This window comes from Inquilinus ginsengisoli (assembly GCF_050434925.1).
GTDB classification, from domain to species: Bacteria; Pseudomonadota; Alphaproteobacteria; order DSM-16000; family Inquilinaceae; genus Inquilinus; species Inquilinus ginsengisoli_B.
Genome location: NZ_JBNDJK010000001.1, coordinates 7,897,501 through 7,918,174, shown reverse-complemented (window position 1 = coordinate 7,918,174; position 20,674 = coordinate 7,897,501). Strand labels below are relative to the sequence as shown.

The following is a 20,674-nucleotide window of genomic DNA, read 5'->3' as shown; positions in this document are numbered from 1 at the left end:
CCTCAGCCCAGGCGCGCGACCAGCCGCTCGACCACGTCGGCGATGGTGGCGCCATCCGCCCGGGCGGCGAAGGTCAGGGCCATGCGGTGCTGCAGGATCGGGCGGGCCAGGGCGGCAACGTCGTCGACCGAGGGCGAGGTCCGGCCCGTCAGGATGGCGCGGGCGCGGCAGGCCAGCATCAGCGACTGGCTGGCGCGCGGGCCGGGGCCCCAGCCGACCATGCGCTGCACCTCCGGCAGGTCGGTCGAATCGGGGCGGGCGGCGCGGACCAGCGACAGGATCGCCTCCAGCACCGTCTCGCCGACCGGCAGCCGGCGCACCAGGCGCTGGGTCCGCTGCAGCGTGTCGGCGCTGATCACCGCCTCGATCTGGGCTTCGTGCACGCCGGTGGTGGCCAGCAGCATCCGCCGCTCCGACGCCAGATCGGGGTAGCCGACATCGACCTGCATCAGGAAACGGTCCAGCTGCGCCTCGGGCAGGGGATAGGTGCCCTCCTGCTCCAGCGGGTTCTGGGTGGCCAGGACGTGGAACGGCTCCGGCAGCGGCAGGTAGCGGCCGGCGATCGACACCCGGTGCTCCTGCATCGCCTGCAGCAGCGCCGACTGGGTGCGCGGGCTGGCGCGGTTGATCTCGTCGGCCATCAGCAGCTGGCTGAACACCGGGCCGGGAATGAAGCGGAAGCTGCGGCGGCCGGTCTCGCTCTCCTCCAGCACCTCGGAGCCGAGGATGTCGGCCGGCATCAGGTCCGGCGTGCACTGCACCCGCCGCTCCTCGAGGCCCAGCACGGTGCCGAGCGTCTCGACCAGCCGGGTCTTGGCCAGGCCGGGCAGGCCGACCAGCAGGACATGGCCGCCGGCCAGGATCGTCACGAGGCTCTGGTCGATCACCTCTTGCTGGCCGAAGATGACCCGGCCGATCATGCTGCGCACGGCGGCCAACCGTTCCACCGCCGCATCGATGTCGGCGGGCGTGGCCGGGGTGTCGAGCTCGGTCGGGACGGTCGTTTGCATGGGCGTGCCGCTCTGCCGGTGAACTGACGGATCTATTGCAAGAGTATGGCGGAATTGAGCGACGGCGAGTCCAAGAAAACGCAACCGGCCCAGGCGCAGTCTGACGCAGGCGCCGTTGACGCGGCTTTGGCCGGCGCCCGGCGCACCCCCCCCTCCACGGAAATGGCGGCTGCGGACGAGGCCTATGACATCCGCATCGGCCGCGACGGCACCTGGTACTATCATGGCAGCCCGATCCGCCGCCTGCCCCTGGTCAAGCTGTTCGCCACCGTGCTGCGGCGCGACGCAGCCGGCGACTACTGGCTGATCACCCGGGCGGAGCGCGGGCGGATCACGGTCGACGACGCGCCCTTCGTCGCCGTGGCGGTGGAGGTCTCGGGCACGGGCGAGGATCAGGTGCTGACCTTCCGCACCAATCTCGACGCGGTCCGCGAGGCCGGGCCGGAGCATCCGATCCGCGTCGCCTTCGCCCCTGACACCGGCGAGCCGTCGCCCTATATCCGGATCGCCGAGGGGCTCGACGCGCTGCTGTCGCGCCCGGTGTTCTACGAGCTGGCCGAGATCGCCGTCGCCCGGGACGGCCGGATGGGGGTCTGGAGCCACCGGACATTCTTCCCGCTGGACCAGGCGTGAGCACCGAGTCGCCCGCGATCGTGGCCGATCTGGAGCGGCTGCGGCGCTACCGGCCGGTACTCTCCCGCGGCGACCACGACCTGAACCCGGACCTGAAGCCGCTGGCGAGCCTGCGCCCGGCGGCGGTGCTGGTGCCGATCGTCCGGCGGCCGGACGGCGACACCATCCTCCTGACCCTGCGCACGCCGCACCTGACCGCCCATGCCGGCCAGATCGCCTTTCCCGGCGGCGGCGTCGATGCGGGCGACCCCGATCCGCTGGCGGCGGCGCTGCGCGAGACCGAGGAGGAGATCGGTCTGCCCCGGCACAAGGTCGAGATCGTCGGCCGGCTCGACACCTATGTCAGCCGCACCGGCTTCGAGATCCAGCCCTTCGTCGGCCTGCTGACGCCGCCGCTCGAGACCGCGCCCGATCCGTTCGAGGTGGCCGAGATCTTCGAGGTGCCGCTGGCCTTCATCCTGGCCCCGACCAACCCGAAGCTGCACCGCATCACCGTGCAGGGGGTGGAGCGGCAATACTATGCCTTCCCCTATCGCGACCGCTATGTCTGGGGCGTGACCGCGGGCATCCTGAGGAATCTCCGCGACGTGCTGCTCGGGACCACGGAATGACGTATAGCCCGCATTTCTCACCCTCCCTGCGCCCTGCGTCGCCTTGCGGTGAGTCGGATGCGGGGGCGGGACGCGAAGGGCGTAGCGGCACTACGGTCGAGCGGCCCGCCCCCGCAGGCGGCCACCGCAAGGCGACCCTCCGGGCCATCGTCCCATGCCCGCAGGGTGCGTCGAGCGGCTTGCCCGATGTGCCGCATCGCGCTGCGCGACTCTCCTGCCCTGCGGGCATGGGACGATGGCGCAGGGCACAGGGAGGGTGAGAAATGCGGGCTTCGCATCGCCTGTCGCCGCTGCCCGGCTGGGCCACCGATGCCGCCGCCCGGGCGGTGATCAACGCCCTGTCGATCCCGGGCTTCGACCCGCGCTTCGTCGGCGGCTGCGTCCGCAACGCGCTGCTCGGCCGCGATGCGGCGGATGTCGACATCGCCACGCCGCTCAAGCCGGAGGCGGTGATGGTGGCGCTGCACAATGCCGGGCTCGGCGTGATCCCGACCGGGCTGCAGCACGGCACGGTCACCGCCCGGTCGCATGGCAAGAGCTTCGAGGTCACCACGCTCCGGGTCGATGTCGAGACCGACGGCCGGCACGCGGTGGTCGAGTTCACCGCCGACTGGCGGGCCGACGCGGCGCGGCGCGACTTCACCATGAACGCGCTGTCGGCCGATGCCGAAGGCGCGGTGCACGACTATTTCGGCGGGGTGGCCGACGCGCTGGCCGGCCGGGTCCGCTTCGTCGGCGACCCGGCGCAGCGCATCGCCGAGGACGCGCTGCGCATCCTGCGCTTCTTCCGCTTCCACGCCCATTACGGCCAGGGCGAGCTCGACCCGCCGGCGCTGGCTGCCTGCGCCGCCGCGTCCGGCCACCTCGACCGGCTGTCGGGCGAGCGGGTGCGGGCCGAGCTGCTGAAGTTGCTGGCCGCGCCCGACCCGGTGCCGGTCTGGCGGGCGATGGTCGAGGCCGGCATCGCCCGGCGCGTGATCGGCGAGGAGGGCGACATCGCCCGGCTGCAAGGGCTGGTCCAGGTCGCGCCCGGCTCCGACCCCCTGCTGCGTTTGGCGGCGCTGCTGCGCGGCGACGCGGCGGCGGTGGCCGCGCGGCTGAAGCTGTCGAATGACGAGCGCGACCGGCTGATCGGGCTGCGGGACAGCACGCTCGACAACGCGCCGGACGAGGTCGGGGTTCGGCTGCTCCTGTACCGGCACGGCCGCGCCGGCGGCCGCGACCGGCTGCGCCTGGCCTGGGCCGCGGCGCCGAAGCGCTGGAGCTTCAAGCGCGCTTTGGCGGTGCTGGAGAAGGAGCATGTGCCGAGCCTGCCGGTGCGCGGCCGCGACGTGGTCGCCCTCGGCGTCTCCGGCCCCGCCGTCGGCCGGACCCTGGTCGAGATCGAGCGCTGGTGGATCAGCCAGGGCCTGCGCCCCGGCCGCGACGAAAGCCTCGGCCGGCTGCGGGAGTTGGCGGGGGTCTGATCCCAGCGGCCGTTGAGATTGCCGCTCCGGTTCATTTCCGTCATGGCGAGGCGCGGAGCGCCGTGGCCATCCAGAGATCGAGCCGCTGGATGGCCACGCCCCTTCGGGGCTCGCCATGACGGGTCGATGTTTCGGGCCATTGGTCCAAAACGGCCAGACTGACGAAAAGGGGAGGGGAAGAAATGAACCAGAAGACCGTCACGGCCGACGGCGTGGAGATCGCGACCGAGGCCTTCGGCGACCCGGCGCACCCGCCGGTGCTGCTGGTCATGGGCGCCATGGCCTCGATGCTGTGGTGGCCGAAAGGGTTCTGCCGCCGTCTGGCCGAGCAGGGCCGCCACGTGATCCGCTACGACAACCGCGACACCGGCCTGTCGACCTTCTATCCGCCGGGCCAGCCGCCCTACGGCTTCGACGAGATGGCCGACGACGCCATCCGCGTGCTCGACGGCTATGGGCTGAGCCGTGCCCATGTGGTCGGCATGTCGCTCGGCGGCATGATCGCGCAGATCGCGGCGCTGGCGCATCCGGACCGGGTCGCCTCGCTGACCGCGATCAGCACCTCGCCGGTCGGTACCGACACCTCGCAGCTGCCGAAGACCATCGCCGCCTATATGGAGCACGCTGCCTCCGGCGAATCGGTCGACTGGACCGACCGGGCGCAGGTGATCGACTTCATGCTCCGGGACGTCCGCGTGATCGCCGGCACCGCCCATCCGCATGACGCGGCCGCCGCCTGCCGGCTGATCGAGGCCGATTATGACCGTGCCCGCAGCTTCGCCAGCGCCACCAACCACTTCATGCTGAAGGGCGGCGACCGGTGGCGCGGCCGGCTGAGCGAGCTGCAGGCGCCGCTGCTGGTCATCCACGGCACGTCCGACCCGATCTTCCCGGCCGAGCACGGCGCCGCGCTCGCCGCCGCCGTGCCGGGCGCCCCGCTGGTGCGGATCGACGGCGGCGGGCACGAGTTGCATCCCGCGGACTGGGATGCGTTCGTGACCGCGATCGCCGAGCACACCGCGGCGGCGTAGGGGCCTACGCCGACACCCGCTCCGCGGCCAGCTCGGCCCACAGCACCTCCGGGATGTCCTGCCGCAGCAGTGCCAGGTTGCGGTCGACCTCGTCGGCCGACTGGTGGCCGACGACGACGCTGACGACAGCCGGATGGCGCAGCGGGAACTGCAGCGCCGCCGCCGGCAGCGTCACGTCGTGGCGCCGGCACACCGCCTCGATCCGCCGGGTCTGCTCCAGCACCTCCGGCGTCGCCGGCTTGTAGTGGTAGCGCGCGCCTTCGACCGCGCCGGTCGCCAGGATGCCGGTGTTGAACGGCGCCGCCACCAGCACCGAGATCCCGCGCGTCACGCAATCGTCGAGGAACGGCACCGAATCCTGCTTCAGCAGGGTGTAGCCGCCGGCCAGCATCATGCAGTCGAACTCGCCGGCCTCAGCGAAGCGCTGGCACACCTGCCAGTTGCTCACGCCGACGCCGATCGCGCCGACCACGCCCCGGCTGCGCAGCTCCGCCAGCGCCGGATAGGCGCCGTCCATCGCCTCGGCGAATCGGGCCTCATAGGCGTCGCCGTGCAGGTCGGGGGTGACGTCGTGGATGAAGACGATGTCCAGCCGGTCGCGCTTCAGCTTGGCCAGGCTGCGCTCGACCGACCGCAGGATGCCGTCGCGGCTGTAGTCGAAGCGGTTCTCGCCGTCCTCATTGGTGCGGCCGGCCTTGGTCGACAGCACATGCTCGTCGCGCGGCCGGTGCGCCAGCGCCGTGCCGAACCGTGTCTCGCTGACCCCGCCGGCATAAAGCGCGGCAGTATCGAAATGGCGCAGGCCACGGTCCCAGCAATGGTCGACCAGCGCGACCACGGCGGTGTCGCCGATCGAGCTGAACAGGCTGCCGCCGCCGATGCCCAGGCGGGACACGCGCAGCGTGGTGCGGCCGACCGGACGGCGCTCAACGGGATCGAACATGATGCTCCTCGGGGTGGCTCAGGCTGGGCTGAAGCCCGATCTTGGCACCATTTCTCGTCCGAGGGTCCAATAGAGATTCCGCCGCGCATGTCCGACACTTCCGCCGGAACGACCATCCGGGTCAACGAACCTACAATAGGGAGAAACGCGATGAGCGAGTCCATACACCCGGTCGTCGACGGCGGCGTGCGCCAAGGGTCCGGCAGCTTCCAGGGCGGCACGCTGACCTGTCTGTGCACCGATCGTCCCGTCAAGGTGCGCATCGAGGGCGACGTCGCCCACAACCATGCCTGCGGCTGCACCAAGTGCTGGAAGCCGAAAGGCACGGCCTTCTCGGTCGTCGCCGTGGTGCCGTCCGACAAGGTGACGGTGCTGGAGAACGGCGACAAGCTGGCGGTGGTCGATCCCAGCGCCCTGATCCAGCGGCATGCCTGCAAGCAATGCGGCGTGCATCTGCACGGTCCGGTCGAGCGCGACCACCCGTTCAAGGGTCTGTCCTTCATCCATCCGGAGCGGTTCGAAAGCAGCGGCTATGCCGCGCCGACCTTCGCCGCCTTCGTCTCGTCGATCATCGAATCGGGCGTCGACCCGAGCCGCATGGAAGGCATCCGGGCCCGGCTCAACCAGCTCGGTCTGCCGCCCTATGACTGCCTGTCGCCGGGGCTGATGGACTACGTCGCGACCTGGACCGCCAAACGCTCCGGCGCCCTGCCGGCATAGCGGACTGAGTTCGGGCCAGATCGGGTTATCCTGATCGCAGCACGGCTGTGAGTTTTTGCCTCTCCCGCTTGCGGGAGAGGTCGGAGACGCGAAGCGGCTCCGGGTGAGGGCTCTTTGTCGAGGCCCGGGCCAGCCCTCACCCGGTCGTCCTGCGGACGCCCGACCTCTCCCGCCAGGCGGGAGAGGCAATTTGATTGCGCCAGGCATTTATAGATCCAGGCTCACTTCTCCCCTTGCATCCGCTCGCGCCGGGAGAGTTCGGCCTCGGTCGGCTCGGCCAGGGCGAAGGACCCGGTCGTCACCTCGCCGGACCGGACATAGCTGCTCATCACCACCCCGGTGGTCGACACCTGGCTGCTCACCAGCTTCAGCCCGGCCGGGATGGCGCCGCGGCCGAACAGCCGCTTGCCGGAGCCGAGCACGACCGGGAAGGTCATCAGCCTGAACTCGTCGATCAGGTCATGCGCCAGCAGGGTCTGGACCAGCTCGCTGCTGCCCTGCAGCAGCAGGTCCGGCCCGTTGTGCCGCTTCAGCTCGGCCACCGCCTGCGCCGCGTCGCCGCGCAGGGCGACGGAGTTCCGCCAGGCCAGAGGTGCGGTCGAGCTGGTGACGACATATTTCGTCACCCGGTTGAACAGCGTGCCGACCGGGTCGTCGGCTGGGACGCGCGGCCAGTGGGCGGCGAAGATCTCGTAGGTCTTGCGGCCCAGCAGCAGATCGAACGGGATGCCGAAGGCCTCGTCGATGGCCCGGCCCATGACATCATCCCAGTGGTGGAACGTCCAGCCGCCCAGGGTAAAGTCGCCGTCCGGGTCCTCCTCCGGCCCGCCGGGGGCCTGCATCACGCCGTCCAGGCTCAGGAACGCGGCGGCCACGACCTTCCTCATCTCGTTCTCCTGTCGATGGCGGCGTCTCGCACGCCGGGATCGTTCCTAGGACGGCCGGTGAGACGGCGATCCGACAGGCCGGCCATCTCTTTGCGTCCGGGCCTGTGAACACAATGTTCATTGCGCGCATCCGCGATCTTCGTTCATGCTATGTTCCATGGATGAGGCGCAATCCGAACCGATCCGGCCGACCGAACCCGACATGCATTGGACGGGCTGGGCGCTGACCACGCTGCGCGGGGCGGCCGAGATCGACATGCGCTGCAAGCGGCTGATCGAGCGGCAGCAGGAGCGGGCGCATCACGACCCGAAGGCGCCGCCGGCTTTCGGCCTGATCCAGGCGCGGCTGACGCGCTCGGTGCGTCTGACGGTCGCCCTGACCGACCGGAATCCGCACCGGCTTCATGACCCGGCGGGACGAGCGCAAGGCCTCGGGCGAGGAAGACCGCCGCCGGCAGCGGCGCGAGCGCGCGGCGCAAATGGTCGGCGAGGCCACGGCACAGGCCGAGCGCGGGGTGGACGCCGAATGCATGCGGGCGATGGCGTGGGAGACGCTGGTCGAGGACGAGATGCTCGACGCGCAGCTGGACACGCTGTCGGCCGAGGAATTCGTGTGGGAGGTCTGCCGCAAGATCGGCCACCCGCCGGTGCGGCTGCCGCAGAGCTGGGACGAGGGCTGCGAGATGACGCCCGTCCCGCCGGTGGAGACCGAAGCGGCCGATCGCGAGACTGCGGACGATTGGTCCGTCGAGCCGGCCGACTCCGCCACCGGCCGGCATGTGCCGGAGCCACCGGACCCGGACAGCAGCTGAGCGCTGCGTCGCTCGTCACGCCTGCCGATTTCCAAGCCCAACCCAGCCTTCCACTCTCCCCCTCCACTTGCGGGAGGGGGGGGCAGGGGGAGGGGCTGCGCGCGTCCGCGCGCGAATGGCCTGCCTTCGCTTAAAGAATCTCAACGGCCAAGAGGGCCGGCTGTCCTACGGCCAAGCGACGAGAGGCGGCAGCGACATCAGGATGGCTTCGGTGTTGCCGCCGGTCTTCAGCCCGAAGGTGGTGCCGCGGTCGTACAGCAGGTTGAACTCGACATAACGGCCGCGGCGCTGCAGCTGGTAGGCGCGCTGCGCCTCGGTCCAGGGCCGGTCCATGTGGCGGCGGACGATGCGCGGATAGGCGTCGAGGAAGGCCAGGCCGACATCGCGGGTGAAGGCGAAATCGGCGTCCCAGTCGCCGCTGTCGAGATTGTCGTAGAAGATGCCGCCGACGCCGCGCGGCTCGTCCCGGTGCGGCAGGAAGAAGTACCGGTCGCACCACTCCTTGAAGCGCGGGTAGTAGCCGGGGTCGTGCCGGTCGCAGGCGGCCTGCAGCGCGGCGTGGAATTCCGCGGTGTCCGTCTGGTCCGGAACCATCGGCGTCAGGTCGGCGCCGCCGCCGAACCAGCCGATCGAGGTCTCGATCCGCCGCGTGTTCATGTGCACCGCCGGCACCAGCGGGCTCTGCAGATGGGCAACGACGCTGATGCCGGAGGCCCAGAACCGGCCGTCGCCCTCGGCGCCCTTGATCTGCGCCCGGAATGCCTCCGAGAACTCGCCATGCACGGTCGAGATGTTGACGCCGACCTTCTCGAACACCCGGCCGTGCATCGTCGACATCACGCCGCCGCCGCCGCCCGGCCGGTCCCAGGCCCGGCGCTCGAAGCGCCCCGGCGGCCGGTCGGAAAACGGGCCGGCATAGTCGTCCTCGATCGCCTCGAAGGCGGCGCAGATCCGGTCGCGCAGCGTCGCGAACCAGGCGGCGGCTTCGGCCTTGCGGGATTCGACCAGATCGGATGGGGTCGGGCTCATGCGGCGGGCCTTTGTTGCAGCGCCCGCACCATAGGGCGGGGCGGCGAGGGCGGGAATGGCCAACCGCGCCGCAGGACCTCAGGGCCCTCGGGGCCCGGCGCCGGTCTGGCGAATCGCCTCGCCCAGCACCATCGCCGCCGCGGTCGCGACATTGATCGAACGCGCCTCCGGCCGCAGCGGGATGACGATGCGGGCATCCGCCGCAGCATGCACCGCCTCGGGCACGCCGGCGCTTTCGCGCCCGACCATGATCCGGTCGTCGGTGGCGAAGGCGAAGCCGGCATAGGGCTGGCTGGCCCTGGTGGTCAGCAGCACCAGCCGCCCGGCATGGGCCGTCTCGGCATAGCGCCGCCAGCTGGTCCAGCGCGTGAGATCGAGGAAATCCGCGTAGTCCATGGCCGCGCGCCGCAGCCGCCGGTCGTCGACCAGGAAGCCGCAGGGCTCGATCAGGTCGACCGCGACGCCCAGCGCCGCCGCCAGCCGCATCATCGTGCCCGCGTTCTGCGGGATGTCGGGTTCGTAGAGGACGAGGCGCATGATCGGTCGACTCCGTGCCGCGGTGCTGCGTCGCTGGGCGGTTCTAGCGAATTGCAAGGGTCGGAATGGCATTGTATAGACCCGTGGCCGCCTCCTGCCCGGGATACGGCATCGTCGCCCCGGGCCAAAGCCAGCTCGGGAGGCGCGGGGGAAGATAAGGTCGACCGAGAAGGACCGTTGCAACAATGTCGGATACCACCCTCCAGGGCGCGCCGGGCCCGAGTCACACGCCAACCGGGGATCATGGATCCGGGGAGGGGGGCACTCGTCGCGACTTCCTGTATCTCCTGACCGGCGCGGTGGGCGCGGTTGGCGTCGCCAGCGTGGCCTGGCCCCTGATCGACAGCATGAACCCGTCGAAGGACGTCCTGGCCCTGGCCTCGATCGACGTCGACCTGGCGCCGGTGGCCGTCGGCCAGTCCCTGACCGTGAAATGGCGCGGCAAGCCGGTGTTCATCCGCCACCGGCCGGAAGACCAGATCAAGGCCGCCGAAGAGGTGCCACTCAGCCAGCTGCCCGACCCGCAGCCCGATTCGGCGCGTGTGCAGAAGGCGGAATGGCTCGTGGTCATCGGCGTCTGCACTCATCTCGGCTGCATCCCGCTGGGCCAGAATCCGGGTGAGAACCGCGGCCCGTTCGGCGGCTGGTTCTGCCCCTGCCACGGGTCGATCTACGACACTTCCGGACGCATCCGGCAGGGTCCGGCGCCGCAGAATCTCGCCGTGCCGACCTACGCCTTCACCGCCGACACCAAGGTCAAGATCGGCTGAGCCGCTCGTTCCGGAGAGACTTCTTATGGCACACTCAGCCCAGCCCTCGACCTTCAAGAACCCGGCGATCCGCTGGGTCGATTCGCGGCTGCCGATTTTCTCGATGATGTACAAGGAGTACGGCGAGTACCCGGCTCCGCGGAACTTCAACTACCTCTGGAACTTCGGCGCCATCGCCGGGATGATGCTGGTGATCATGATCGCCACCGGCCTGTTCCTGTCGATGCAGTACACGCCGCATGTCGATTTCGCCTTCCAGTCGGTCGAGCGCATCATGCGCGACGTCAATTACGGCTGGCTGATGCGCTACATCCATGCCAACGGCGCGTCGATGTTCTTCATCGCCGTGTACATCCACATCTTCCGCGGCCTGTATTACGGCTCCTACAAGAGCCCGCGTGAGCTGGTGTGGATCTTCGGCGTGCTGATCTTCCTGCTGATGATGGCCACCGCCTTCATGGGCTACGTGCTGCCCTGGGGCCAGATGAGCTTCTGGGGCGCCACCGTCATCACCAACCTGTTCTCCGCCATCCCGCTGGTCGGCGAGAACATCGTCACCTGGCTGTGGGGCGGCTTCGCGGTCGACAACCCGACGCTTAACCGCTTCTACTCGCTGCACTTCCTGCTGCCGTTCGTGATCCTCGGCGTCGTCGTCATCCATGTCGGCGCCTTCCACGTCACCGGCTCGAACAACCCCTCGGGCATCGACCCCAAGGGGCCGCAGGACACGCTGCCCTTCCACCCGTATTACACGGCCAAGGACAGCTTCGGCATCGCCGTGTTCCTGATTTTCTATGCCTTCATCGTGTTCTTCGCGCCGAACCTGATGGGGCATGCCGACAACTACATCCAGGCCAACCCGCTGCAGACGCCGGCGCATATCGTCCCGGAATGGTACTTCCTGCCGTTCTACGCGATCCTGCGCTCGATCACCTTCAGCCTGTTCGGCATCCCGGCGAAGCTGCTCGGCGTCATCGCCATGTTCGGCGCCATCGCCATCCTGTTCGTGCTGCCCTGGCTCGACACCAGCCGGGTCCGCAGTGCCCGGTTCCGGCCGATCTACCGCTGGTGCTTCTGGCTCCTGGTCGCCTCGGTGATCGGCCTCGGCTATGCCGGGTCGCAGCCGCCGGAAGGTCTGCCGGTGCTGATCGGCCAGGTCGGCATGGTCTACTACTTCCTGCACTTCCTGGTGATCCTGCCGATCCTGGGCAAGATCGAACGGCCGCTGCCGCTGCCGCGCAGCATCAGCGAATCCGTCCTCGGGCCGTCGGCCGCTACGAATACGGTGAAGGCGTGACCATGCCGCTCCTCGACAAGATCATGCTCAGATCCGCCCTCGCCGCCGCGGCCCTGCTGCTGACCCTCGGCACTGCCCTTCCGGCCGCCCGGGCGGCGGAGGAGGGGGCCGAGCCGCCGGCCCAGAACTGGACCTTCGGCGGCTTCTTCGGCAGCTTCGACCGGGCCTCGGCCCAGCGCGGCTTCCAGGTGTACAAGGAGGTCTGCTCGACCTGCCACTCGATGCACCTGATGTCGTATCGCGACCTGACCGGGCTCGGCTTCAACGCGGACGAGGTCAAGGCGATCGCCGCCGAGTACAAGGTGGCCGACACCAACGACGCCGGCGAGCCGATCGAGCGCACGGCGCTGCCCTCGGACAAGTTCCACAACCCGTTCCCGAACGACAAGGCGGCGGCGGCGGCGAATGGCGGCAAGCTGCCGCCCGACCTGTCGCTGATGGCCAAGGCGCGCGGCGAGGGCGGCGAGACCGACGGCCCGAACTACATCTACGCCTTCCTCACCGGCTTCCATGACGCGCCGGAAGGCTTCCAGGTGCCGGACGGGCTGAACTACAACGCCTTCTTCCCCGGCCATGTCACGGCGATGCCGAACATCCTGGGCGACGACGCGGTGACCTACAGCGACGGCACCAAGGCGACGCATCAGCAGGAGGCCTGGGACGTCGTCAACTTCCTGATGTGGACGGCGGAGCCGTCGATGGAGGAGCGCAAGCACACCGGCGTCAAGGTGGTGCTGTTCCTGATCATCTTCGCCGGCCTCCTGTACTCGGTGAAACGCAAGGTCTGGGCCAACGCTCACTGAGATAGGCTTCCGATCCGGCACGAGGCGGCGCTTGCGCCGCCTCGTGCTATTTTGGGGCATCGCTGCTAGGAGGCCCCGCCATGGACCGGATCGAGACCCGACCGCTCGCGCTTCCGCCCGCCATCCGCGGCCTGAACCTGTTCACCACCGACCGCGACCTGCAGCGCCGCCTGGCCCGGCGCAGCCCCGACCTGCTGCCGCGCTTCGGCGACCGGCTGTCCGAGTTCGGCGGCTGGGTCGGCGACGCGGTGGAGGCGCAGGCCGACTACACCAGCCGGCACGCGCCGCCGCGGCTCGAAAGCCATGACGGCACCGGCGCGCCGGCCGGCCGGGTGGTGCTGAACGCCGAATACCGCGCCTGCCACGCCGACGCCTATCGCCGCGGCGTTGTCGGCCTGGCGTTTGGTTCAGAGGGGGGCGGGCCGGAGCGGGCGCCGCATCTGCTGTCCTTCGTCATGGGCGGCGTGCTGTCCCAGGCCGATGTGTCGCTGCACTGCCCGGTGACGCTGACCGGCGCCGTCGCCTGGGCGCTCGACCGGCTGGCCCCGGATCCGGTCCGCAGCCAGTGGCTGCCGCAGCTGACCCGGATGGACGGCCAGGCGCTGTCCGGCGGCACCTGGGCCACCGAGCTGCATGGTGGCACCGATGTCGCCGCCACCACCACGGTGGCGGAGCCGGACGGCGCGGCCTGGCGCCTGACCGGCCTGAAATGGTTCACCAGCAATGCCGGGGCCGGACTGGCGCTGGCCACCGCCCGGCCGCGCGGCGCGCCGGACGGGGCGCGCGGCCTGGGCTGTTACCTGGTGCCCTCGATGCTGCCGGACGGCACGCCGAACCGGCTGCATGTCCGCCGCCTGAAGGACAAGGTCGGCACCCGCGGCCTCGCCACCGGCGAGACCGTGCTGGACGGTGCCTGGGCGGTCGAGGTGGCGCCGCCGCCGCACGGCCTCAAGGCAATGCTGGAGGCGCTGGAATACAGCCGGGTGCACAACGCCTTCGGCGCCGCCGGCATGCATCGCCGCGCCGTGCTCGAAGCGCTGGCCTGGACCAGCCACCGCCGGGTCGGCGGCACGCTGCTGCGCGCCACGCCGATGATGCGCGATTCGCTGCTCGACCTCGCCGCCACCCAGGAGGCCTCGGCGGCGCTGGCCTTCGAGGCGGCCATGGCCTTCGAGGCGCCGGGCGAGGAGCCGGCGGTCGAGGGCTGGCGCCGCGCCGCAGTGGCGCTGGCCAAGTACTGGACTGCGGCCGAGGCGACGGCGGCTGCCGCCCAGGCGGTCGAGATCGTCGGCGGCAACGGCTACACCGAGGAATGGCCGACCGCGCGGCTCTACCGCGACGCCCTGGTCACCGCGGTGTGGGAGGGGCCGGCCAATGTCCAGGCGCTGGAGTTCCTGCGCGCCACCATCGGCAAGCTGCCCGGCGATCAGGCCTTGCTCGACCGCATCTCCGGCATCCTCGATGCGGCCCCCGGGGCACTGCAGCCGATCGCGGCGCGGCTGCGTCCGCTGCTCGACGGCTGCCGCGCCGGCTTCGCCCATCTGCGGGCGCGGCCGGAGGACGGGCCGCGCCTGGCCCGCCGGCTGATGCATCCGGCGGCCGAGCTGCTGGCCGCTTGCCTGATGCTGGAGGAGGCGGCCGCCGACCTGGCCGAGGGCGACCGGCGCAAGGCGCTGATGGCCGGCCGCTTCGCCCTCCGGCTCGACCCGCACGGGATGGTGGACCTCGCCGAGGATCCGCTGCATGCCCTGTTCGACGACATCATCGGCTACGGACTCTGCCCCGCATGACCCCACTCTCCGTCTCCGCCCATGACCTGCTGGCCTTCTGGTTCGAGGAGTCCGGGAAGGAGCGCTGGTTTTCCGGCGATGCCGGCTTCGACGCCGAGATCCGCGCCCGCTTCCTGACCCTGCACGAGGAGGCCGCGTCCGGCCGGCACGACGACTGGGCCGGCTCGCCGCTCGGCGCCGTGGCGCTCTGCATTCTGCTCGACCAGCTCCCGCGCAACCTGTTCCGCGGCACGTCGCGCGCCTTCGCCACCGATCAGAAGGCGCTGGCCGTGGCCAAGGCCGCGGTCGGCCAGGGCTTCGACCAGGATCCGTCGATGACCGACGACCACCGGCTGTTCCTCTATCTGCCCTTCGAGCACAGCGAGGACCTGGCCGACCAGCGGCGCAGCCTGGACCTGCAGGCCGCCGGGATCGCCGACCAGGAGTATGTCGGCTATGCCCGGCGCCATCTCGAGGTGATCGAGCGCTTCGGCCGCTTCCCGCACCGCAATGCCATCCTCGGCCGCGCCAGCACGCCGGAAGAGGAGGCTCACCTGGCCGAGCACGGGGGCTTCTGATGGCAGCGATCACCGGGCTCGACCACGTCATCCTGGCGGTGGCGGCGCTGGATGCGGCGCGCGACACCTGGCGCCGACTCGGCTTCACCGTGACGCCGCGCGGCCGGCACATCGGCTGGGGCACGGCCAATTACTGCGTCATGCTGGAGGCGGATTACATCGAGCTGCTCGGCGTGCTCGACCAGACCCAGTTCGACAACGGCCTCGGCGAGCGCCTGGCGCGGGACGGGGAGGGGCTACTCGGCATTTCCCTCGCCACCCGCTCGGCCGATTCGGCCGCGGCTGCCTTCGACGCCGCGGGGGCCGGCGGAGAGAAGGCGCGCGATCTGGCCCGGTTGCTGGATCTGCCGGAGGGGCCGGTGCAGCCCGCCTTCCGGCTGTCCTACCCGGCCCGGCGCGACGCCTTCGGCCTGCCGCTCTTCGCCTGCGAGCACCGGACGCCGGAGCTGCTGCGCCGGCCGGAATGGGAGCGCCACGCCAATGGCGCCACCGCCGTCCTCCGACTCGACCTGCCGGCACCGCTCGCCGAGCCGGCTTTGGCCACCTGGGCGGCGCTGGACGGGGCGCGGCGGGAGGGCGATTCGGTCGTGATCGGCGGCTTCATCCTCGGCGTCGGCGACCAGCCGATGCTGCACCTCGCGACCCGCGACCTGGATGCCTGCGAAGCGGCGCTGCGGGCCGGCCATGTCGGCCATGTCCGGCATCCGGGCGAGATCAAGGTGCCGCCCTTGCCGGGAACCGGTTTGGCGCTGCGCTTCGCCGGTTAACCGTCGACCCGGCCGGCCGAGGCCACCGGTGCTTCCTCGGTCAGCTGCCGGAACTCCCGGTCGATCGCCTCGACCCGGCGCCGGAACTCGGTCCGGTCGCGGCCGGCCAGCGTGGTGCCGGTCGGCAGGTCGACGCTCAGCGGGTTGACCTGGGCGCCGGCGACCAGCACCTCGTAATGCAGATGCGGTCCGGTTGCCATGCCACTGGAGCCGACATAGCCGATCACGTCGCCCTGCTTGACCCGCGCGCCCTTCTTCAGCCGGGCGAAGCGGCTCATATGGGCATAGGCGGTCGACAGCCTGCCGTTGTGCTGCAGCCGGATGACGCGGCCATAGCCGCGCTGGGTGCCGATCAGCTCCACCGTGCCGTCACCGGCGGCGTAGATCGGGGTGCCGCTGGAGGCGCCGAAATCGACGCCGCGATGCATCCGGGTGTAGCCCAGGACCGGGTGGCGCCGGGCGCCGAACCGGGAGGTCAGCCGGGCGCCGTCGACCGGGGTGCGCAGCAGCAGCCGGCGGACGCTGGTGCCGTCGCGGTCGTAATAGTCGACCGTGCCGTCGCGGCTCTCGAACCGGTACATGGTCAACGTCTTGTCGCCGAGCTCGAGCCGCGCCATCTCGACCGGCCCGAGCCGGGCGACGCTGCCGTCCGGACTGTGGTCCTGGCTGAACAGCACGGCGAATCGGTCGCCCGGCTGCAGGTCGCGCTGGAAATCGACCGAATAGGCCCAGGTCTTCAGCAGCGACAGCACCACCGCATCCGGAACCCCGGCCGTGGTCGCATCGGCATAGAGGCTCGAATCGATCTCGCCGGTGATGCCGACCGGCCGGCTCTCCAGCGCCCGCTCGGCCTCGCTGCTGCGGAAATCGCCGTCGGGCATGCGCCGGGCGGTGACGGTGCGGTCGACCTCCGGCATCAGGCTGACCGCCTTCAGCACGCGCTCGCCGCCGCTGCGGTCGAAGGTCACCGTGACCGGCTGTCCGATTCGCAGCTTGGTCGGGTCGTACAGCCCATCGAGAGCGGTCGCGGCGGCATGGGCCTCGTCCTCGGCGATCCCGGCCTCTGCCAGCAGGCCGGTCAGGGTGTCGCCCGGCGCCACCTCGACCACCCGACGCTCGGTGCCGCGCGGGACCTGCGGCCGGGCAAGGCCTTCGGCAACGCCCGCCAGAACCCAGTCCGCCGGCTCGTCCAGGTCGGGAAGCAGCGCGTCATAGGCGATCTGCTCGCGCAGATCCGATTGGAACGTCGGGACCGCCGGGCCGCCGGTGGCGGCATCGGCCTGGTGCGGCGATTCGGGGAGGAGCAGTACGGCACCGGCCCCGAGACCGGCCAAAGCGAGAAACGACAGGACTCCGAACGGCGCGATTCGCAATGGATCGGTCTCCGAGGGGCGGTGGGGAGGCCGCCCGCAAGGCGGGGCGCGCCTGGATCACCGGCCGAAGATGCGGGAGCGGCGGAATCAGGTCAACCGGCCCGGCGCCTCCAAATCCTCCCTGGTTCCCTTGCGCGCGTATGCGCGACTATCCATATTAGGGCTGGCCGGATCGGGCGGAAGCGCCCGATCCGGTGGTGTCTGGAGCTCTCTGCCTTGCGCGGGAAAGCGCCTCGCGAGGAGAAAACGCTGTTCGAAAAATTTTCGTCACAAAGCGTTTGACAGGCTCCGGTGACCCCCCTATAAACCGCCTCACCGACGACGACACGGCGGCGAGCGAAAGCGAAACGGCGGGTCGGACAGGGCAGCAGATGAAAATCTGGTTGCACTGAGAAGTCGGAAGGATTACATCGACGTTTCGCCCTGGCGGGCCGGCCCTGGAAGGGGAAGGCGCGACGGGCGGATGCGGCTCTGGAGCCAGGAAGCTGGTGGTAAGGGCGACGGATCTTGGACAAGTGAGAAGCATTGGAGAAGGGATACGCGGCCGGCGGTTTGGTCTTCGGTTGGAGGGCACAAACAAGCGGGCGCGGTATCTCGGACGCTAGTAGAGTCATGAGCGTCGGGCGGGCGCAAGCCGGTTCGACGTGGATGGCTCAGGTGTGTGAGGTGCAGCCTCGGTCTTCGGACTGGGGTGGAGCGCTCCACTAGTAGGGTTTGGTTGGCGCAAGCTGGCTGGATCTGAAGTCGAACCTGAGAGTTTGATCCTGGCTCAGAACGAACGCTGGCGGCAGGCCTAACACATGCAAGTCGAACGCTCCGCAAGGGGAGTGGCGCACGGGTGAGTAACACGTGGGAACCTACCTTCTGGTACGGAACAACCAAGGGAAACTTTGGCTAATACCGTATACGACCTCCGGGTGAAAGATTTATCGCCGGAAGAGGGGCCCGCGTCCGATTAGGTAGTTGGTGAGGTAACGGCTCACCAAGCCGACGATCGGTAGCTGGTCTGAGAGGATGACCAGCCACACTGGGACTGAGACACGGCCCAGACTCCTACGGGAGGCAGCAGTGGGGAATATTGGACAATGGGCGCAAGCCTGATCCAGCCATGCCGCGTGAGTGATGAAGGCCTTCGGGTTGTAAAGCTCTTTCACCCACGACGATGATGACGGTAGTGGGAGAAGAAGCCCCGGCTAACTTCGTGCCAGCAGCCGCGGTAATACGAAGGGGGCAAGCGTTGTTCGGAATGACTGGGCGTAAAGGGCGCGTAGGCGGTTCGTTGCGTCAGATGTGAAAGCCCCGGGCTCAACCTGGGAACTGCATTTGATACGGGCGAGCTTGAATCCAAGAGAGGGTGGTGGAATTCCCAGTGTAGAGGTGAAATTCGTAGATATTGGGAAGAACACCAGTGGCGAAGGCGGCCACCTGGCTTGGTATTGACGCTGAGGCGCGAAAGCGTGGGGAGCAAACAGGATTAGATACCCTGGTAGTCCACGCCGTAAACGATGTGTGCTAGCCGTCGGGCAGCTTGCTGTTCGGTGGCGCAGCTAACGCGATAAGCACACCGCCTGGGGAGTACGGTCGCAAGATTAAAACTCAAAGGAATTGACGGGGGCCCGCACAAGCGGTGGAGCATGTGGTTTAATTCGAAGCAACGCGCAGAACCTTACCAACCCTTGACATGGGAAGTATGGGCCTGGGAGACCGGGTTCTTCAGTTCGGCTGGCTTCCACACAGGTGCTGCATGGCTGTCGTCAGCTCGTGTCGTGAGATGTTGGGTTAAGTCCCGCAACGAGCGCAACCCTCCTCTTCAGTTGCCATCATTCAGTTGGGCACTCTGGAGATACTGCCGGTGACAAGCCGGAGGAAGGCGGGGATGACGTCAAGTCCTCATGGCCCTTACGGGTTGGGCTACACACGTGCTACAATGGCGGTGACAGTGGGCAGCGAAGGGGCGACCTGGAGCTAATCCCCAAAAGCCGTCTCAGTTCGGATTGCACTCTGCAACTCGGGTGCATGAAGTTGGAATCGCTAGTAATCGCGGATCAGCACGCCGCGGTGAATACGTTCCCGGGCCTTGTACACACCGCCCGTCACACCATGGGAGTTGGTTTTACCCGAAGACGGTGCGCTAACCAGCAATGGGGGCAGCCGGCCACGGTGAGATCAGCGACTGGGGTGAAGTCGTAACAAGGTAGCCGTAGGGGAACCTGCGGCTGGATCACCTCCTTTCTAAGGATGCCCGACAGTTGGAGCCTAGGTCTCGATCATGAGGCTGAAGGCCGCCGGCCACGTATCCCTTCTCCGTTCCAGCCGATGAACCGGCTGGCCTCGAGCGACGCTGCGGCGCTGATCCTTCGGGATTGGTCTCCGGCAGCGAAGCGATAGGCCAGACGCCGGTTCATCAAGCTTTTAGGGCTAGTAGCTCAGCTGGTTAGAGCGCGCGCTTGATAAGCGTGAGGTCGGAGGTTCAAATCCTCCCTGGCCCACCACCCTTGGGGGCGTAGCTCAGTTGGGAGAGCGCGTGCTTTGCAAGCATGAGGTCGTCGGTTCGATCCCGTCCGCCTCCACCAAATGGTGTGAGAAGACGAGGGGCTGACGATGAGGCCTCAAGTAGCGCGAAGCGCGATAGGCCACGCTAAAGGTTAAGCTGGAACGAGAGAAGACGACGGATCGCAGCTCCGGATGGAGCTGTGGCAGATCGCGCAAGTGATCGCGGATATTGGACATTGTGAAGAGAATGCGAAGACGGAACGATCGCCGTCTTGGACCTGAGGGGCTTGCCCTGACTGGTCACAAGGCGAGGATTGTTCCGGCTGCGGGGAGAGGCGTCGATGTATGGTGCCGAGAGTCCTGGGTTCAGGGCGCTTGCCACTGTGCGCGGTGCTTCTCTAGTAGAAGAAGCTGAGATCAAGCGTTTAAGGGCATCTGGTGGATGCCTTGGCACTGAGAGGCGATGAAGGACGTGGCACGCTGCGATAAGCTGCGGGGAGGGGCGAGCACCCTTTGATCCGCAGATTTCCGAATGGGGAAACCCACCGCTTATGCGGTATCCGGCACTGAATCCATAGGTGACGGAAGCGAACCCGGGGAACTGAAACATCTCAGTACCCGGAGGAAAGGACATCAACCGAGACTCCGTTAGTAGTGGCGAGCGAACGCGGACCAGGCCAGTGATCACATCTACATAACCGGAACCGTCTGGAAAGTCGGGCCATAGCGGGTGATAGCCCCGTACGGGTAAACCGGGTGTGATCCATGAGTAGGGCGGGACACGTGAAATCCTGTCTGAACATGGGGGGACCACCCTCCAAGCCTAAGTACTCCTCAGTGACCGATAGTGCACCAGTACCGTGAGGGAAAGGTGAAAAGCACCCCGACGAGGGGAGTGAAAGAGACCTGAAACCGGATGCCTACAAGCAGTCGGAGCGGACTTGTTCCGTGACGGCGTACCTTTTGTATAATGGGTCAGCGACTTAGCGTGTGCAGCAAGCTTAAGCCGAGAGGTGTAGGCGCAGCGAAAGCGAGTCTGAATAGGGCGTCAGAGTTGCACGCGTTAGACCCGAAACCGGGTGATCTAGCCATGGCCAGGTTGAAGGCGGGGTAACACCCGCTGGAGGACCGAACCCACGTCCGTT

At 68.6% G+C, this 20,674-nt stretch carries 18 protein-coding genes, 2 tRNA genes and 2 rRNA genes (1 of these 22 cut by a window edge); 16 read left to right on the top strand and 6 right to left on the bottom strand.

Translation table 11 applies throughout. The annotated features are described in order from the left end of the window. Positions 1 to 2: 2 nt before the first annotated feature. Positions 3 to 1,010 carry an AAA family ATPase gene (locus tag QFZ27_RS36895; protein WP_429231839.1) on the bottom strand — a complete coding sequence of 336 codons (1,008 nt, stop codon included), beginning with the start codon at positions 1,008 to 1,010 and terminating at the stop codon, positions 3 to 5. 162 nt (positions 1,011 to 1,172) lie between these two features. Between QFZ27_RS36895 and QFZ27_RS36890 the strand changes: the two genes are divergently transcribed. From QFZ27_RS36890 to QFZ27_RS36875, 4 genes are all read left to right on the top strand, one after another. Further along, a complete protein-coding gene (locus QFZ27_RS36890; protein ID WP_429231837.1) occupies positions 1,173 to 1,643 on the top strand; it encodes a DUF1285 domain-containing protein in 471 nt (156 codons plus the stop codon). After that, positions 1,640 to 2,254, top strand: coding sequence for a CoA pyrophosphatase (locus QFZ27_RS36885; RefSeq protein WP_429231836.1), 615 nt, complete (start codon positions 1,640 to 1,642; stop codon positions 2,252 to 2,254). The genes QFZ27_RS36890 and QFZ27_RS36885 overlap by 4 nt, the downstream gene beginning before the upstream one ends. A 263-nt stretch (positions 2,255 to 2,517) precedes the next feature. After that, on the top strand, positions 2,518 to 3,720 hold the full coding sequence (locus tag QFZ27_RS36880) for a CCA tRNA nucleotidyltransferase (protein ID WP_429231834.1): 1,203 nt from the start codon (positions 2,518 to 2,520) through the stop codon (positions 3,718 to 3,720). A 182-nt stretch (positions 3,721 to 3,902) separates the two neighbouring features. Next, positions 3,903 to 4,751, top strand: a complete 849-nt coding sequence (locus QFZ27_RS36875) for an alpha/beta fold hydrolase (RefSeq protein ID WP_429231832.1) — start codon at positions 3,903 to 3,905, stop codon at positions 4,749 to 4,751. Positions 4,752 to 4,755: 4 nt separating this feature from the next. Here QFZ27_RS36875 and QFZ27_RS36870 read toward each other — a convergent pair whose 3' ends face one another. Then, positions 4,756 to 5,694: an aldo/keto reductase gene (locus tag QFZ27_RS36870; RefSeq protein WP_429231830.1), complete on the bottom strand. Its 939-nt coding sequence runs from the start codon at positions 5,692 to 5,694 to the stop codon at positions 4,756 to 4,758. Between the two features lie 150 nt (positions 5,695 to 5,844). Between QFZ27_RS36870 and gfa the strand changes: the two genes are divergently transcribed. Continuing rightward, on the top strand, positions 5,845 to 6,414 hold the full coding sequence (gene gfa, locus QFZ27_RS36865) for an S-(hydroxymethyl)glutathione synthase (RefSeq protein ID WP_429231828.1): 570 nt from the start codon (positions 5,845 to 5,847) through the stop codon (positions 6,412 to 6,414). A gap of 221 nt (positions 6,415 to 6,635) precedes the next feature. Here gfa and QFZ27_RS36860 read toward each other — a convergent pair whose 3' ends face one another. Next, on the bottom strand, positions 6,636 to 7,301 hold the full coding sequence (locus QFZ27_RS36860; protein ID WP_429231826.1) for a dihydrofolate reductase family protein: 666 nt from the start codon (positions 7,299 to 7,301) through the stop codon (positions 6,636 to 6,638). A gap of 404 nt (positions 7,302 to 7,705) precedes the next feature. Between QFZ27_RS36860 and QFZ27_RS36855 the strand changes: the two genes are divergently transcribed. Further along, on the top strand, positions 7,706 to 8,113 hold the full coding sequence (locus QFZ27_RS36855; protein ID WP_429231824.1) for a hypothetical protein: 408 nt from the start codon (positions 7,706 to 7,708) through the stop codon (positions 8,111 to 8,113). Between the two features lie 165 nt (positions 8,114 to 8,278). Here QFZ27_RS36855 and hemF read toward each other — a convergent pair whose 3' ends face one another. Next, positions 8,279 to 9,142, bottom strand: a complete 864-nt coding sequence (gene hemF, locus QFZ27_RS36850; protein ID WP_429231822.1) for an oxygen-dependent coproporphyrinogen oxidase — start codon at positions 9,140 to 9,142, stop codon at positions 8,279 to 8,281. A 78-nt stretch (positions 9,143 to 9,220) separates the two neighbouring features. After that, complete coding sequence (locus QFZ27_RS36845) at positions 9,221 to 9,679, bottom strand: tRNA (cytidine(34)-2'-O)-methyltransferase (RefSeq protein WP_429231820.1); 459 nt, start codon at positions 9,677 to 9,679, stop codon at positions 9,221 to 9,223. A gap of 185 nt (positions 9,680 to 9,864) precedes the next feature. Between QFZ27_RS36845 and petA the strand changes: the two genes are divergently transcribed. From petA to QFZ27_RS36815, 6 genes are all read left to right on the top strand, one after another. Beyond that, positions 9,865 to 10,449 carry a ubiquinol-cytochrome c reductase iron-sulfur subunit gene (gene petA / locus QFZ27_RS36840; RefSeq protein ID WP_429231818.1) on the top strand — a complete coding sequence of 195 codons (585 nt, stop codon included), beginning with the start codon at positions 9,865 to 9,867 and terminating at the stop codon, positions 10,447 to 10,449. A gap of 25 nt (positions 10,450 to 10,474) precedes the next feature. Continuing rightward, on the top strand, positions 10,475 to 11,746 hold the full coding sequence (locus tag QFZ27_RS36835) for a cytochrome b (protein ID WP_429231816.1): 1,272 nt from the start codon (positions 10,475 to 10,477) through the stop codon (positions 11,744 to 11,746). 2 nt (positions 11,747 to 11,748) lie between these two features. After that, a complete protein-coding gene (locus QFZ27_RS36830; protein ID WP_429231814.1) occupies positions 11,749 to 12,549 on the top strand; it encodes a cytochrome c1 in 801 nt (266 codons plus the stop codon). An 80-nt stretch (positions 12,550 to 12,629) separates the two neighbouring features. Continuing rightward, positions 12,630 to 14,339 (top strand): acyl-CoA dehydrogenase family protein, encoded by a 1,710-nt coding sequence (locus QFZ27_RS36825; RefSeq protein ID WP_429231812.1) that lies wholly within the window; start codon positions 12,630 to 12,632, stop codon positions 14,337 to 14,339. Next, entirely contained in the window at positions 14,336 to 14,896 is a 561-nt protein-coding gene (locus tag QFZ27_RS36820) for a DUF924 family protein (protein WP_429231810.1), read from the top strand. The genes QFZ27_RS36825 and QFZ27_RS36820 overlap by 4 nt, the downstream gene beginning before the upstream one ends. After that, positions 14,896 to 15,663 (top strand): VOC family protein, encoded by a 768-nt coding sequence (locus QFZ27_RS36815; protein WP_429231808.1) that lies wholly within the window; start codon positions 14,896 to 14,898, stop codon positions 15,661 to 15,663. Before QFZ27_RS36820 ends, QFZ27_RS36815 begins: the two co-directional genes overlap by 1 nt. Here the strand turns inward: QFZ27_RS36815 and QFZ27_RS36810 are convergent. Beyond that, positions 15,660 to 17,036, bottom strand: coding sequence for a M23 family metallopeptidase (locus QFZ27_RS36810; RefSeq protein ID WP_429231806.1), 1,377 nt, complete (start codon positions 17,034 to 17,036; stop codon positions 15,660 to 15,662). The two genes, QFZ27_RS36815 and QFZ27_RS36810, sit on opposite strands and share 4 nt — an antisense overlap. Positions 17,037 to 17,782: 746 nt before the next feature. Between QFZ27_RS36810 and QFZ27_RS36805 the strand changes: the two genes are divergently transcribed. The 4 genes from QFZ27_RS36805 to QFZ27_RS36790 all read left to right on the top strand — a co-directional run. Beyond that, positions 17,783 to 19,268: ribosomal RNA gene (locus QFZ27_RS36805) — 16S ribosomal RNA — on the top strand. Positions 19,269 to 19,451: 183 nt separating this feature from the next. After that, positions 19,452 to 19,528: transfer RNA gene (locus tag QFZ27_RS36800), tRNA-Ile, on the top strand. A 5-nt stretch (positions 19,529 to 19,533) separates the two neighbouring features. Further along, a tRNA-Ala gene (locus QFZ27_RS36795) sits at positions 19,534 to 19,609 on the top strand. Between the two features lie 335 nt (positions 19,610 to 19,944). Beyond that, a 23S ribosomal RNA gene (locus QFZ27_RS36790) occupies positions 19,945 to 20,674 on the top strand; it runs 2,010 nt beyond the window's last position. The 16S and 23S rRNA genes sit together here with 2 tRNA genes alongside, the layout of an rRNA operon.